Source organism: Kitasatospora sp. NPDC088779, assembly GCF_040685395.1.
Classification (GTDB): Bacteria; Actinomycetota; Actinomycetes; order Streptomycetales; family Streptomycetaceae; genus Kitasatospora.
Genome location: NZ_JBFBHW010000060.1, coordinates 37,131 through 51,593, shown reverse-complemented (window position 1 = coordinate 51,593; position 14,463 = coordinate 37,131). Strand labels below are relative to the sequence as shown.

Here is a 14,463-nt window from a genome sequence, read left to right as displayed (position 1 = left end):
CTGCAGGGGGGACCCTGTGGGAGAGTAGGACGCCGCCGAACAATCATTCACAGAGAACCCCCATCCGGGAAACCGGATGGGGGTTCTCTGCATTTGTGGAGATGTGGCCTGGTGGCCGGCTCCTCTCCGATGGGCAGCGACACGGCGGCGGGGCGCGCGGTGGGTGTGGCGCAGGGCGGGCAGGGCCTGCTGTGTCGAAGGTGTGTTCGTGGGGGCGCGTCGGGGTGGGCGGCTGGGGGAAGAACAAGGGGAGAGGTCGCCTCTCGGATGCCGTGGAGGACCGATGCGCCGGAACGGACGGGTGGCGGATGCCCTGCTCGCGTCGCTGAGCCGGGACTGGGCGGGAGTGCCGGTCGCGGTGCTGGTGGTGGGTGTGGGGGTCGGGCTGGTCGGGGGCGGTGCGGGATGGGTGGTGGCGCTCGGGTGCTTAGTGGTGACTGTGGGTGTGGTGCTGGCGGTCGGCGCGGTGCGGCATCTGGTGCTGGTCGGCCGGGGCGCGGGGGCGGGCGGGGCGCCGGGGCGGCTGGTGGGGGTGGGCGGACGCCGGATGCACGTCCTCGCCGAGGGGGTTGCCGGGGATGGGCCGACGGTGGTCTGGATGCCGGGCGGGCACGCGCCGGGCGAGGAGTTCGGGCAGTTGCACGCGATGATGGCGGCCCGGACCCGCTCGGTGCTGGTCGACCGGTTCGGCTCGGGCTGGAGTGACGTCGGGCCCTTCCCGAGGACGACGGCGGCCGAGGCGGAGGAGCTGGTGGCCGCGCTGGAGGCGGCGGGGGAGCGGGCCCCGTACGTGTTCGTCGGCCATTCCTTCGGCGGGCTGCTGGTCGCGAATGCCGCCAGGCGGCGGCCGGACGTGGTGGCCGGACTCGTGCTGCTGGATCCGACGCCCCTGGAGGTCATCGCCTTCGCGCCGCCCAATCGGCTGGTCGCGGGCATGCGCCGGGAGTTCCTGCTGACGGCGGTGCGGCACCTGTTCGGTGTTCACCGGGGCCGGGGCCGGGGCCGGGACAGTCGGACCGGCCAGTACTGCGCCGCCGCGTCGATCTTCGCGGAGCTCTCGCCCGTCGGCCTGGCGGAGGTGGGTTGGGAGACCGTGGTCTACGACGGGGACCTCGGCGACCTGCCGCTGGTGCTGGTCATACCCCGCGACCTCACGGGAGGGGAGACGGTGCTGGCCGCCGCCGGGGACGCCGCCGAGACCGAGCGGATGGCCCGCTTCTACCTCGGGGCCCGAACCCGCTACCTGGCGGCGTCGACCGCTTCCCGGGTGGTGCACACGCCGACGGGAACCGGCCATGACTTCCCGACCGAGGAGCCCGGGTTCGTGGTCGGGGTGGTCTCGGATCTGGTGAGCGAACTGCGCACCCTCAGCCCATGACCGTGCGGGCGGAGCCGGTCCGGACCGGGCGGCGGCGGGAGAACGCGCCCAGGTCCACGACGTTGCCGGTGTGCTCGCAGCGGTAGCGGACCGGGTCGCCGTCATGGTCGTGGCCGGCCTCGACCAGGTCGATCAGGGACGCGAGGTAGCGGCCCACCAGCGGTGCGTTCTTGAACTGGTTGCCGCTCGTGCCCATGGCGACGTAGTAGCCGTCGAGGGCGGTGCGGTCGTAGATCGGGGTCCAGTCGTCGGCGACGTCGTACACGCCCGCGACGCCGACGGGCCGGCTGGGGACCGTGATCCCGGGGAAGCGGCGGGCCGCACGGGTCACCTGGGTCCGGAAGCGGTGGGCGGTGGGGCGCGGGTCGGCTTCGTCCGGGTCGTCGATCCACTCCGGTGGGTCGCAGGCCGGCTGGGTGCCGCCGATGAGCAGGCGGCCCCCGGCAACCGGGCGCAGGTAGGTGCCGAGGTCGAGGTCGGCGACGACCGGAACCGGCCCGGGGCGGGCGGTGGGGCCGCTGGTGAGGCGGGTGGTGGAGCTGTCGGGCGCGGCGATCTGGTGGACCTCCTCGCGCAGGGGGCGTACACCGACGGTGAAGTCGCTGCCGACACCCGCCAGCCGGTTGAGGCCTCCCGACCACGGGCCGGCGGCGTTGACCACGACCGGCGCGGCGATCCGGGCCCCGTCGGCCAGATGGAGGCCTGCCACGCGGTCCGCGTGCCGGTCGACGGCCACCACGGTGCGGTGGAACAGGAAGCGCGCACCCAGCTCGCCCGCCGCGTCGGCGAGGTTCTGGGCCGCGAGCTGCGGGTCGTCGACGAACCCGGCGTCCGGGGTGAACAGGGCACCGAGCTCACCGGCCGGGCCGTCGAAGAAGGCGTCGTCGTCCACGGGCTTCGGCGGCCAGTACCGCCCGGCGTCGATCCCGGGCAGGCGCCCGCGCAGGGTCGCGGTGTCCCACCGTTCGTACGGGACGCCGGCCAGGTCGAACAGGGCCGCGGTGTCGGCGGGTTCGGGGAAGGGCGCGTCGAGCAGCACGGCGCCGGTGCGGCGGAAGGCCGCGAGCGGGCGGCGGTCGGTGGTGAGCCCGAGGTGCTCGGGCCAGGACGCCCACAGGTGGAGGGACTCCCAGGCCGTGGCGACGCCGTCGAAGGTGGAGTAGTTGAACCGGACGATCGCGCTGGACGCGCCGGTCGATCCGTGGCCGGCCGCGCCGGCCTTGTCCACCACGACCACCTGCCGTCCGGTGCGGGCGAGTTCGAGGGCGACGGCGGTGCCGATCACCCCGGCCCCGACCACCACCGCGTCGGGTCGGTCGACGGTCATCGGGACCTCCGGGAGGGCGGTGGGCCGGACAGGCGGGGGACGGCGGCGAGGAGCTCGCGCGTGTAGGGGTGCTGCGGGTCGCGCAGGAGGGCGTCGGTGGGGCCCGTTTCGACGATCCGGCCGCGCTGCATCACCGCCACCGTATCGGAGACGTAGCAGACCGCGGGCAGGTTGTGGCCGATGAACAGCATGGACAGGCCGAGCCGTTGCCGGAGTTCGCGGATCGTGTTGAGGACGGACGCCTGTACCGAGACGTCGAGTGCCGAGGTGATCTCGTCGGCGATCAGGAGTCCGGGTCCGACGGCCAGGGCGCGGGCGACGGCGACCCGTTGGCGCTGGCCGCCGGACAGCTGCCGGGGCAGGCGGCCGGCGAGCCGGGGGTCCAGTCCGACGAGGTCGAGCAGCGCGGCGACGCGCTCGGTACGGGCGTGCCGGTCGAGCCACTGGAAGACGGTGGCGGCCTCGACGAGGGTCTGGCGGACGGTCATCCGGGGGTCGAGCGCGGTGTCCGGGTCCTGGAGGACGATCTGGACCAGGCGGCCGAGCCGGCGCCGGGCACGGACGGTACGGACCCGGACGTCCTGGTCGTCGACGAGGACCCGGCCCCCGTGCACGGGGGCGAGCCCGACGATCGCGCGGGCCAGGGTCGACTTCCCCGAGCCGGACTCGCCGACGAGCCCGAGCGTGGTGCCGGCCGGGACCTCCAGTGAGACGCGGTCCACGGCGGTGACGGGGCCGCGCGGGCCGTGGTGGCGGACGGTGAGGTCGCAGAGCCGCAGGCTGGTCATGACGGGTCCGCCTCCACCTGATGTTCCGTATGTTCCGTCGCCCGGTCCGTCTCTGCCGGCGCCGGCGGGGGGTACCAGCAGGCGACCCGCTGGAGCGCGTCGACGTCGTCCAGCTGCGGAGCCTCCCGGGCGCAGCGGTCCTGCCGGTACGGGCAGCGGGGCTCGAACGGGCAGCCCGGGGCGGGTGCGATCGGGTCGGGCGGCGCGCCCGCCACGGTGGGCAGCGGCCGGTCGCGGTCCACGGTGAGGTCCGGTACCGAGGCGACCAGGGCCCGGGTGTAGGGGTGCCGGGCGGCGGTGGCGAGCCGGTCGGCGGGGAGGGTTTCGACGACGGAGCCCGCGTACATCACCAGGACGCGTTCGCAGAATCCGCTCACGAGCGCGATGTCGTGGCTGATGAACAGGACGGCGGCGGAGGTGTCCCGCCGCAGGTCGGAGAGCAGTTCGGTGATCTGCCGCTGCACGGTGGTGTCGAGGGCGGTCGTCGGTTCGTCGGCGATGATCAGGCCGGGCCGCATCATCAGGCCGGCGGCGATCATCACGCGCTGGCGCTGGCCGCCGGAGAGCTGGTGGGGGCGTGACCGTAGCAGGGCGGGGGGCAGGGCCACCCGTTGCAGGGCGTCCGCGGCATCGCGCAGGGCCTGGGTGCGGCTCGTGCCGAGATGGGTGCGGGGTGCCTCGGTGAGCTGGGTGGCGATCCGGAGTGACGGGTTGAGTGCCGTGGCCGGGTTCTGGAAGACCATCGCCAGGCCGGTCGCGAGGTGCTGGTCGCGCTGCTTCGGCGTCATGGCGTCCAGGTCGGCGCCGAGCAGCCGGAGGGTGCGGTGGGAGACCCGGGCGCGTTCGGGGAGCAGGTCGGCGATCGCGAGCGCGGTGAGCGACTTGCCGGAGCCGGACTCGCCGACGAGTCCGACGATCTCGCCCGGCCGCAGGGAGAGGCTCACGCCGCGGACCGGCCGGATCACGCCGTCCGGGGTGGGGAGTTCGACGCTCAGCTCCTCGACCTGGAGGACGAGGCCGTCCTCGGCGGGCCCGCTCGGCCCGCTCGGCGCACTCGGCCCACTCGGCCCACTCGGTGCACTCGGCGCAATCCGTCGCCGGGGCGTACGGTCCGTACGGTCCGCCGGGTCGCGCCGGGCGGCGCCTCCGGCCAGGACCTCGCCGAGCAGTTGGAACGTCACCGCCGCGTAGAGGATGGCCAGGCCGGGGGCGAGGGCGGGCAGCGGCTGTGCGTAGATCCGGTCGAGCCCCTGGTTGAGCAGTTGCCCCCAGTCGTAGCCGGGCGGTTGGACGCCCAGGCCGAGGAAGCTCAGCCCGGAGAGCGCGACCAGGGAGGTGCCCGCCGCCGTGGTCGCGCTCAGCAGCAGCGGTTCGGCGATGTTGGGCAGGACGTGCCGCCACAGCAGCCGGTGCCGGCGCAGGCCGAGGACCCGGGCGGAGGCCAGGTGGTCGGTGCCCGCGACGGCGGCGGCGAGGGTCTGGGCGAGCCGGGCGAAGCCGGGTACACCGGCGACGGCGAGGGCGAGCATCGCCCCGGCCGCGCCCGCGCCGAACACGACCGCGAGGAAGAGCGCGACCAGGAGCGCGGGGAAGGCGAGCAGGAGGTTGATCAGTGCCGCGAGCAGGCGGCGGGCGCGGGGGCCGACGACGGCGGTGGACGCGCCGAGGAGGATGCCCGTGCTCGCGCCGATCGCGGTCGCGGCCAGCGCGAGCAGCAGGGAGGGCCGGGTGGCGGTCAGGACCCGGGCGAGCAGGTCCCGTCCGAGGTTGTCGGTGCCGAAGGGGTGGGCAGTGGAGGGGCCTTGGAGCACCGCCGAGGGGTCGGGCAGGTCGGCCGCCGCGCCCCAGACGAGCGGGCCCGCCAGCGCGAGCACGACCAGAGAGGCCAGCATGGCGGTGGCGGCCCAGGCCATGGGCGAGCGGAGGTACCTGGTGGGAAGGGGCATCGGCACCTCAGCTCTCCCGGATCGTCGAGCGCGGGTCGAGCAGCGCCAGCAGCACGTCGACCAGGAGCGCGGCGAGCAGGACGGTCGTGCCCAGGATCAGGACCATCGCCTGGATCACCGGGTAGTCCTGCGAGCTCACGGACTGCGCCAGGGCCGAACCGATGCCGGGCCAGGCGAAGACCTTCTCCACCAGCACGGTGCCGGCGATCAGGGCGGGCAGCAGGCCTCCGGCGACGGTGAGCGCGGCGGTGGCCATGTTCGGCGCCGCGTGCCGCAGGTAACGGCGTAGCGGTGACAGCCGCTTTCCGCGGGCGGTGCGCAGGTAGTCCTCGGACAGCACCTTCAGCGCCTCCACCCGGACGATGCGCACCAGGACGGCGGTGGGCGCCACGGAGAGCGCGAGGACCGGCAGGACGAAGGACCCGGCGCCCGCCGTGCCGGCCACCGGCAGCAGTTGGAGGCCGACGGCCAGCAGCGCGGTGAGCCCGGCGGCCAGGACGAAGTCGGGGATCCCGGCCAGGCCGGCGGTGAGCGTGGTGAACGCCAGTTCGCTGCGCGGATGCCGGCCGTCCCGGGTGCGGACGGCGGCGAGCAGGCCGCCGGGCAGGGCGACGGCGAGGGTGACGAGGAAGGCCAGGCCGGCGATCTCCAGGGTGGCCGGCAGCCGGGTGCGGACGAGCTCCGCGACCGGTGTCGAGGTGACCAGCGAGGTGCCGAGGTCGCCGTGCACGAGGCCGTCGACATAGTGCCGGTACTGGGCCAGGAAGGGTTCGTCGAGCCCGAGTTGGTGCCGGCGTGCGGCCACCAGGGCGGGGGAGGCGTCGACGCCGAGCGCCGCGCGGACCGGGTCTCCGGGCACCAGGCGGATCATCGCGAACGATGCGGTGAGCACGACCCCGAGCGAGAGGAGCAGCCGGGCGGTGCGCCGGCCGAGGAACGCCGTCCACGGGTGCCGCAGGAGGCGGGGCATGAGGTGCCGCGGCAGACGCGGCAGATGCGGCAGAGGCGGCGAACGGCGGGGTACGGTCACGCGGGTTCCCCCGGTCATCGGTGCAGGCGGATGCTGGTGGGGACGAGCTGGCCGCCGAAGGTGGTGGCGAAGGTGGTGCTGCGCCCGTACACGCTGCTCCGGCCGTCGGCGATCGGCAGGGCGTCGGCCGATCGGAAGAGGGCGGCGGCGGCCCGGTTCCAGGTGGCGCAGCCTTCGGTGTCCGGTTCCCGGAGGGCCTGGGCGACCAGGGCGTCGTATTCGGGGTTGGCCACGCCCGCGAAGTTGAGGCCCTGGGCGGGGGGCGGGCCGGAGAAGAAGGGGATGAAGCCGACGGGCAGGGCGAAGCCGGGGGAGGTGCCGACCACGACGTCGAAGTCGCCGGTCTGGTACATGGCGTTGACGAGCGCGGGCAGGCTCTCGGTGACCAGCTTGACGTCCGCGCCCAGCACCGTCCAGGTCCGGGCCATCAGCTCGGCGACGGGTGACAGCGTGGGGCCGAGGTCGGGGCTGGTGATCAGGCGCAGCCGGAGCGGCTTGCCGTCCTTGGTCAGCCGGCCGTCCGGGCCACGGGTCCAGCCGGCGGCGCGCAGTGCCTCGGTGGCGTCCTGCGCGGGCAGGTTCGCGGCCGCGAGGTCGGCGTGGCAGACGGCGCCCTCGGCGCCGAAGTCGGTGGCGGGCGTGCCGGTGCCGCCGACGGCGACGTTGGCGAGGCCCTGGCGGTCGAGCGCGGACACCAGGGCCCGGCGCAGGGCCGGTTCGGCCAGCGGCCGGCCGGGGCGCTGGTTGAAGAAGGTCATCCCGACGACGGTCGCCACGTCGGTGGTGGACAGGCCGTGGCCGGTGAGCCGGGTGCGGTCCGGCCCGTTCACGTCCGCGATGTCGACGCCCCCGGTGAGCAGCAGGTTCGCGGTGGTGGAGGCCTGGGGCACCACCGAGATGACGAGGCGGGCCGGCAGGCCGGGCTCCGCGGTGGTCGCGCCGGCCGGGCCCCAGGTGTAGCCCTCGCGGACGGTGAACTCGTACGGCCCGCCCGGGGTGTAGTGGGTCAGCACGTACGGTCCGGTGCCCCGGGTGGAGCGGTCCAGCGTCCGGGGCCGGTCGAGGCCGGCGGGGCAGACGATCGGCAGCAGGCCGAGGGTGCGGGTGAGGAACGGGAAGGGGGTGGTGGTGGTCGCCGTCACGGTGCCGGTCGCGTCGTCGGCGCTCGCGGTGTACGGGACGCTGGGCAGGACGGTCTGGGCGCCGGCGAGCTGGTTGGCCGGGTCTCCGGCGTAGGTGAGTGCGCGGGCGACGGCCGTGGCGGTGAGGGGGGTGCCGTCGGAGCAGGTGATCCCCGGGCGGAGGGTGAAGACGGCCGTGGTGGTGGTGGCCTCCCAGGAGGAGGCCAGGCCGGAGACCAGGGTGGCGTCGGCGGAGACGTTGACCAGCGAGTCGTAGGCGTAGCGGGCCTGGGCCGCGCCGAAGGCCGTGTACGGGTCGAAGCTCGGCGTCTCGCTGGACGCGGCGATCCGGACGGTCCCGTGTTCGACGAGCGGGGTGCTCGTCGAGGGACGGGCCGCGCCCCCGCAGCCGGCCACCGCGACGGTCAGTGCGGCGGCCAGGACGGTGGCGGCGGCCGTCCGGAAGGGCGGCGGGGTACGACGGGGCATGGCCGTCATGGTGCCACCGAGTTCCGCCACTGGCGAGTCAACTCGCTTGCCCGGTAAGAGTGTTCGAATGTGACACGGTGGTCGGGGTCAGGCGTGCCGGAGGCAGAGGGTGCCCCACTGGAAGCCCGCGCCGATCCCGGACAGGACGTAGGTGTCGCCCGGTCGCAGGCCGCCCGCGGCGACGGTGGAGTGGAGTGCGGTGAACAGGCCGGCCGATCCGGTGTTGCCGAGCCGGTCGACGGTGACGGGGACGCGGTCCTGAGGGACGCCCATGGCCTTCACGGTTTCGGTGAGGAGGTTCAGGTTGGCCTGGTGCAGGAAGAAGTGCCGGATCTCGTCGAGCGGCACGCCGGCCTGCCGGGCGGCGCTGGTGATGCTCTCGGGCAGGCGGGTGGTGGCGGTGTTCCAGACGGAGCGGCCGTCCATGCGCAGGTAGTGGGCGCCGGCGGCCAGGGTGGATGCGCTGGTGGGCAGCCGGGAGCCGCCGGCCGGGACCTGGACGTCGTAGGAGAGCTGGGAGCCCAGGTCGTAGGAGAGCAGGCCCGCGCCCGCGGTCTCGGAGCGGGTGAGCACGACGGCGGCCGCGGCGTCGCCGAAGAAGACGCCGGTGGTGCGGTCCGTGGGGTCGGTGATCCTGGAGGCGCAGTCGGCGGCGAGGACCAGGATGGTGGTGATGGAAGGGTTCTGGAGGAGGTGGGCGGCGATCAGTACGGCCTGGACGCCGGATGCGCAGGCCGCCTGGGTGACGTCCAGGGACAGGGCTCGGTGGGCGCCCAGGGCGTCCTTGACGATCAGCGCGGTGGAGGGCAGGGGCTGGTCCCAGGTGTAGGTGGCGACGATCACCGCGTCCAACTGGGCGGGGGCGGTGCCCGCCGCGTCCAGGGCCTGGTGCGCGGCGTCGACGCACATGTCGGAGGTGGCCAGGTCCGGGGCCAGGCGGCGGCGTTCACGGATGCCGGTGCGGCTGGTGATCCATGCGTCGCTGGTGTCGAGGGAGCGGGTCAGTTGCTCGTTGGTGACGACGGTCGGGGGCAGGTGCACCCCGGTCCCCGCGACGGCGAACGGGGCGGGTAACCCCGCGCCGGTGTGGTGGTGCAGGGGCTTGTCCTGGGTGACGGTCATGCGACGGTGCTCCGCTCGGGCGCGATCAGGACCTCCGGGGCGGTGTGGCGGCGGCCGGAGGCGCAGGGGTCGCCGAGCACGCTACGGCGGGCGGTCCGGGGGGTGAGGGCGCCGCGATCCCGGGAACCGGCTGCGGCGCACGCACAGCCGACCCTCCCGGCGCGCCGACCGGGGACAAGTAAGCTCATCAGAACGTCCGTGCGCACGGTGACATCCCGGGGCTCCGGTTGATGCGGTCGCCTTCCGCACGGGCCGGGGGCGAAACCAGCCGCCTCATCCGTTCGGGGGATACCGAGGCCGCTGTTTCGGGCGACCGGGCAGGGCGGCAGGCCCGGCACCGCCACACTGGCCGCATGAGCGCGAGGACGAACGAGCCGGGCCGGGCGGCGAGCCATCTGGCGGACCGCTACTGGGAGTTCCTGCTGGAGCGCGATCCACTGCTGAGAGTCCGCCAGGGGCTCCCGGTCGAGACGCTCCCCGGAGCGTCGCCCGCCGAGGCCGAGGAGCGGGCGCGGTTCGCCGAGGAGGTGCTGGCCCGGGTGCGGGCGCTCGACGGCGCGGAGCTGTCCGGTACCGATGCCGACACCGTCGGATTCCTCGCGGGGTTGGCCGAGCAGGAGGTGCGCGCCCACCGCTGCTACTGGCTGACGCCCGCGGCCACGCCGTACCGGCTGTTCCCGCTGTCGCAGTACGTCGACGTGGTCCTGCGGGGCCACCGGTTCGGCGAACCAGCGGACGCCGAACGGTACTTGGTGCTGGTACGCGAGCTGGCCCGGGTGGTCGGCTCGATCGGTGACAAGGCGGCGGGGCAGGCCGCGCGCGGCTTCCGGGTGCCCGCTCCGGCCCTGCCCGGGGTGCGCGCCACCCTCGCGGGCCTGCGGGCGTCGGTGGCGGAGCGCGTGGAGGTGGACGAGGCCCGGCTCGGTGAGTTCGGGCCGGCCGAGCGCGGACGGGTCCGGAGCGGCGTGCGGCGGCTGGTGGAAGCCGAGTTGCTGCCGGCCTTCGACGGCCTGCTCGCCGTCCTCGACGACCCGGGCTACCTGCGCGAGGCGCCGCGGGCCGTCGGCTGGGCCCGGTACGAAGGCGGGGAGGAGGCGTACCGGGAGTTCGTCCGGATCCACAGCGGGGGCGACACGCCGCCCGAGCGGCTCCACGAGCTCGGCCGGGAGCAGTGCCGGGAGCTCGCCGAGCGGATGCGGGAGGCCCGAGCCGCCCTCGGATTCCACGGCCCGGAGGGGGAGTTCCACGAGCGGCTGCGCACCGAGCCCCGGCTCTACGCGCGGACTCCCGAGGAGGTCGAGGCCCGCTACCGCGGCTACCTCGACCGGCTCGCCCCGCTGTTGCCGCGCTGGTTCGCGGTGCTGCCGGCCGCGCCGTACGGACTGGCGCGGCTGGATCCGGCGCTGGAGGCGGGGATGACCTTCGGGTACTACGAGCTGCCCACTCCGGCCGCCCCGATCGGGCGCTACCGCTACAACGGTTCCGGTCTGGAAGGGCGCTCGCTGATCGGCGCGGCCTCCCTGATCCACCACGAGCTGGCCCCCGGGCACCACTTCCACCTCGCCCGGCAGGCCGAGAACCGCGTGCTGCCGCAACTGCGTCGTGAGGTGGCCGAGTTCGGCGCCTTCAACGAGGGCTGGGCCGAGTACGCGGCGGGCCTCGGCTGGGAGATGGGCCTCTACGACGACCCCTGGGACGCCTACGGGCGCCTTGCGCAGGAGCGATTCACCGCGCAGCGCCTCGTCGTGGACACCGGGCTCAACCTCGGGACGATGAGCCTGGAGCAGGCCCGGGACTTCATGCGTGCCAACTCCACCGAGGCGGACGGCCAGATCGCCTCGGACCTGCTGCGGTACTCGACGGACCTGCCCGGGCAGGCGCTGTCCTACCGTGCGGGCTACCTGGAGTTCGTTCGGTTGCGGGCCCGGGCGGAGGCCGAGAAGGGGGCCGGTTTCGAGGTGCGGACCTTCCACGAGGCCGTGCTGGGTGGTGGCGGGCTGCCGTTCCCCGTGTTGCGCCGACGGGTGGAACGAGGGGCCCAGGACGGGACCTGATATTTAAATAGGATAATTGGCTTATTTGGTGAGTATGCATATTCCAACCCGTGGAGGCGGATTGGATTTAAAGCACTCGCACGGGTGAATTCCGCCAAGGACGTTTGCTCTCGGTGGACCTGGCTCGACTACGGTGGCCAGAGAGCGGGCGGTGGACCCCAGAGGAATTTTCGGCCCAGCAGGGAATCCGGCACGGGAACGAAGAATTTCGGACATGGGTGCTTCCGTCCGCCCTGTTGTGTGTGCTCCGGAGTTCGCAGTGCCCCCGGGGTCCCCTGTCATCCGTCTGCGTAGAGAGGTTGGAGCATCATGCCGCCCGTAGTACCGCCCTTCCTGATCGGCCTCATCGTCGCGCCGCTGGCCAAGCGGCTCCTCAAGCCGCTGGTCCGTGGCGTCGTCAAGACGTCCGTCGGCATCGCCATGGAGGTGAAGAAGGCGGCCCATGAGGCCGGAGAGGGAATCCACGACCTCGCGGCCGAGGTGGCCGCCGACATGGTGGCCGCGCAGATCACCTCCGACGAGCACCACCGGGCCGCCGAGGGCCCCGTCCCGCACAAGGAGAAGACCGAGCCCGTCCACCGGGTCGAGCACGAGTCGAGGGCCCCGAAGATCCGCGCGACCGCGACCGTCGGCGCCGGCAAGACTCCCTGACGCTCCGCCCCGCGGACCGATCAGTCGCTCGGGCGCATGTTTCGACCGGTCTCGGAAGATGTGCCCGAGCAGCTACCGCCGCCCTGTCGGCCGTATCGCTTTCCCCTTCAGACTTTCCATTTGTCGCGGTGCTCCGTCATGCCCAATGACGGTCCATCCGTGACCTCCGCAAACAGGTGATCGTACACATGCCATCTCTGCTGGCCGCAGCAGCCGGGAACCTTCCCGTGGATTCGGACGTGCGCCCGCGCTCGGTCATCCCGGGGCGCCAGCGCTGGGACGTCAAGCCGGTCCTCGGACGGCCCCGGACGGCCGAGATCCTCGCCGCCGCCCTGCGGCGCGTCCCCGGGATCACCGAGGCACAGGCGAGTCCGGTCACCGGTGGAGTCCTCGTCCGGCACGACGCACGGGTGCGCGCCGCGGACGTCGGCCGGATCGTCCGCAGGGCCGTCGCCCTGGTCGCGCAGGGGCCGACCGGGACGGTGAGTCCGGCGTCGGCGCGGCCCGCCGCACCGGCCCCGCGCCCGGACCGCGGCCTCGTCGTGCGACCGGTCCTCGCCGTCGGCGGCGGGGTTGCGGCCGGCGTCGCGCTGATCCGGGGGTCGGCGCTGAGCAGGCAACTGGTGGCACTCGGCGGGGTCGCGACCGCGACCGTGGCCGTCCTTCGGAAGGCCTGGCGCGGAACGGCCGACACGGCCGGCGAGCCGGCCGGGACCGGAACCGAACGCCACCGCCTGCTGGAGGTCGTCGGACCGCACCGCCGCCGCCTCTTCCGCGCCTCCGCGCTCTCGGTCGCCTGCCAGGTCTCGGAGATGGCGCTCGCCACCTTCCTCGGCTGGACGGCTCTGGTCCTCATCAAGGGCGAGGCCGCGCCGTTGGTCCGCATCGGTCTGACCACCGCGTCCGCCCAACTCTGGGGCCTGGCAGGGCTGGTGGCCGTCGCTTGTGCCGCCGTCGCGGGCCTCTCCTACTCCTCGAACCTCCAGTGGCGCCGACTCGGCCAGGACATCGAGCACGACTGGCGGAGCCGCACGTACGACCACGTCCAGCACCTCGAACTGCGGCACCTGGAAGGCGAACGGACCACCCGGATCGCCGGCGTGCTCACCGACGACGTCCGCCAGCTGGGCGCCTTCTTCACCACCTCGGCCAACGACGTGCTCCAGCTGGGCACCAGCCTGGCCATCCTGGTGCCGGTGTTCCTGCTGCTGGCACCGCAGATCGCCTGGATCGCGTTCCTGCCCATCCCGGTCATCGCCTGGCTGTCGCTCCGTTACCAGGAGAAGGTCACGGCCGACTACGCCGTCTCCGGTGAGAACCGGGCCAGGCTGCACAGCCAGCTGGTCAACAGCCTGGAGGCCGGCGCCACCGTCAAGAGCTTCTGCACCGAGGACTACGAGGCCGAGCGCATCGACCGGCTGAGCGCGGTGGCCCAGGAGAGCAACGAGCGGACCGACCGGAGCACGATCCGCCACGCCGAGACCGTCCGGGTCTGCACGACCAGCTCGATGGCCGGCACCCTGCTGATCGGCGGCCGGTCGGTGCTCAACGGCAGCCTGCCGTTCGAGGTGTTCAGCCCGCTGATCGGGCTGCCCCAGATGGTGCTGCTGCGGATGAACCGACTCGGCGGCATCGTCGACCAGTACCAGCGCACGCTCGCCGCCTACGACCGGGTCCACCACCTGCGGGCCCTGCCCGTCGAGGCAGAGGGCACCGGAGGACCGCTCGACACCGGGAAGGTGCGGGGCGAGATCGTCCTCGACGGAGTGACCTTCGCCTACCCCGGCCGCCCGCCGGTGCTGGAGGACCTCTCGCTGACCATTCCCGCAGGCCAGGTCACCGCCCTCGTCGGCGCCACCGGCTCCGGCAAGACGACCGTCGCCAAGCTGCTGATGCGCTTCCAGGACGCGGAGTCCGGTGCCGTGCTGCTCGACGGGCGCGACGTGCGCGACCTGCCGCGCCGGGACCTGCGGGACGCGGTCGGGTTCGTCGCCCAGGACCCGTTCCTCTTCGACGGCAGCATCGCCGACAACATCCGCTACGGCAGCTTCGGCGCCTCGGACGAGGCCGTGGTCAAGGCGGCCATGATGGCCGAGGCGCACGCCTTCGTCGCGACGCTGCCGGACGGCTACGACACCCTGATCGGCGAACGCGGCGCCGCGCTCTCGGGCGGCCAGCGGCAGCGGATCGCCCTGGCGCGGGCGATCCTCAAGGACGCGCCGGTCGTGATCCTCGACGAGGCCACCTCCGCCGTGGACAACGAGACCGAGGCCGCCATCCAGCGCACGCTCCGGAGGTTCGCCGCCGAGCGGACCATGGTCGTGATCGCCCACCGGCTCTCCACCGTCCGCCACGCCGACCGGATCTACGTCATGGACAAGGGCGGCGTCGTGGCCGAACAGGGCACCCACGACGAACTCCTCGCCCAGCACGGACTCTACGCATCCCTCTGGCAGCTCCAGGCCGGCGAACTCGCCGCCTGACCGCAGCAGCCGCGCCACCCGAGCACCCACCGCGTGACGTCACCGCGATCGGTGTGCTCCGGCGCGCCCTGCGA

The 14,463-nt window shown here is 73.7% G+C and carries 10 protein-coding genes; 4 read left to right on the top strand and 6 right to left on the bottom strand.

The annotated features are described in order from the left end of the window. Nucleotides 1-283 precede the first annotated feature (283 nt). Nucleotides 284-1,378 carry an alpha/beta hydrolase gene (locus tag AB0P03_RS35400; RefSeq protein WP_363632687.1) on the top strand — a complete coding sequence of 365 codons (1,095 nt, stop codon included), beginning with the start codon at nucleotides 284-286 and terminating at the stop codon, nucleotides 1,376-1,378. On the opposite strand, the gene AB0P03_RS35395 is transcribed toward AB0P03_RS35400, so the two are convergent. The 6 genes from AB0P03_RS35395 to AB0P03_RS35370 form a co-directional block, all read right to left on the bottom strand. Continuing rightward, on the bottom strand, nucleotides 1,368-2,705 hold the full coding sequence (locus AB0P03_RS35395; protein WP_363632685.1) for an FAD-dependent oxidoreductase: 1,338 nt from the start codon (nucleotides 2,703-2,705) through the stop codon (nucleotides 1,368-1,370). The two genes, AB0P03_RS35400 and AB0P03_RS35395, sit on opposite strands and share 11 nt — an antisense overlap. Next, nucleotides 2,702-3,493, bottom strand: a complete 792-nt coding sequence (locus AB0P03_RS35390; RefSeq protein ID WP_363587275.1) for an ATP-binding cassette domain-containing protein — start codon at nucleotides 3,491-3,493, stop codon at nucleotides 2,702-2,704. Before AB0P03_RS35390 ends, AB0P03_RS35395 begins: the two co-directional genes overlap by 4 nt. Then, entirely contained in the window at nucleotides 3,490-5,439 is a 1,950-nt protein-coding gene (locus tag AB0P03_RS35385; protein ID WP_363632683.1) for a dipeptide/oligopeptide/nickel ABC transporter permease/ATP-binding protein, read from the bottom strand. The genes AB0P03_RS35390 and AB0P03_RS35385 overlap by 4 nt, the downstream gene beginning before the upstream one ends. 7 nt (nucleotides 5,440-5,446) lie before the next feature. Beyond that, nucleotides 5,447-6,409, bottom strand: a complete 963-nt coding sequence (locus tag AB0P03_RS35380; RefSeq protein WP_363587273.1) for an ABC transporter permease — start codon at nucleotides 6,407-6,409, stop codon at nucleotides 5,447-5,449. Nucleotides 6,410-6,483: 74 nt separating this feature from the next. Continuing rightward, nucleotides 6,484-8,079 carry an ABC transporter substrate-binding protein gene (locus tag AB0P03_RS35375; RefSeq protein WP_363632681.1) on the bottom strand — a complete coding sequence of 532 codons (1,596 nt, stop codon included), beginning with the start codon at nucleotides 8,077-8,079 and terminating at the stop codon, nucleotides 6,484-6,486. Nucleotides 8,080-8,166: 87 nt separating this feature from the next. Beyond that, nucleotides 8,167-9,201 carry a beta-ketoacyl-ACP synthase 3 gene (locus tag AB0P03_RS35370; RefSeq protein WP_363587271.1) on the bottom strand — a complete coding sequence of 345 codons (1,035 nt, stop codon included), beginning with the start codon at nucleotides 9,199-9,201 and terminating at the stop codon, nucleotides 8,167-8,169. A gap of 353 nt (nucleotides 9,202-9,554) precedes the next feature. On the opposite strand from AB0P03_RS35370, the gene AB0P03_RS35365 reads away from it, so the two are divergent. The 3 genes from AB0P03_RS35365 to AB0P03_RS35355 all read left to right on the top strand — a co-directional run bounded on the left by AB0P03_RS35365 (nucleotide 9,555) and on the right by AB0P03_RS35355 (nucleotide 14,389). Next, on the top strand, nucleotides 9,555-11,255 hold the full coding sequence (locus AB0P03_RS35365) for a DUF885 domain-containing protein (protein ID WP_363632679.1): 1,701 nt from the start codon (nucleotides 9,555-9,557) through the stop codon (nucleotides 11,253-11,255). A 309-nt stretch (nucleotides 11,256-11,564) separates the two neighbouring features. After that, a complete protein-coding gene (locus AB0P03_RS35360) occupies nucleotides 11,565-11,906 on the top strand; it encodes a DUF5132 domain-containing protein (RefSeq protein ID WP_363625554.1) in 342 nt (113 codons plus the stop codon). Nucleotides 11,907-12,094: 188 nt separating this feature from the next. After that, nucleotides 12,095-14,389: an ATP-binding cassette domain-containing protein gene (locus AB0P03_RS35355; RefSeq protein WP_363632677.1), complete on the top strand. Its 2,295-nt coding sequence runs from the start codon at nucleotides 12,095-12,097 to the stop codon at nucleotides 14,387-14,389. Nucleotides 14,390-14,463 lie beyond the last annotated feature (74 nt).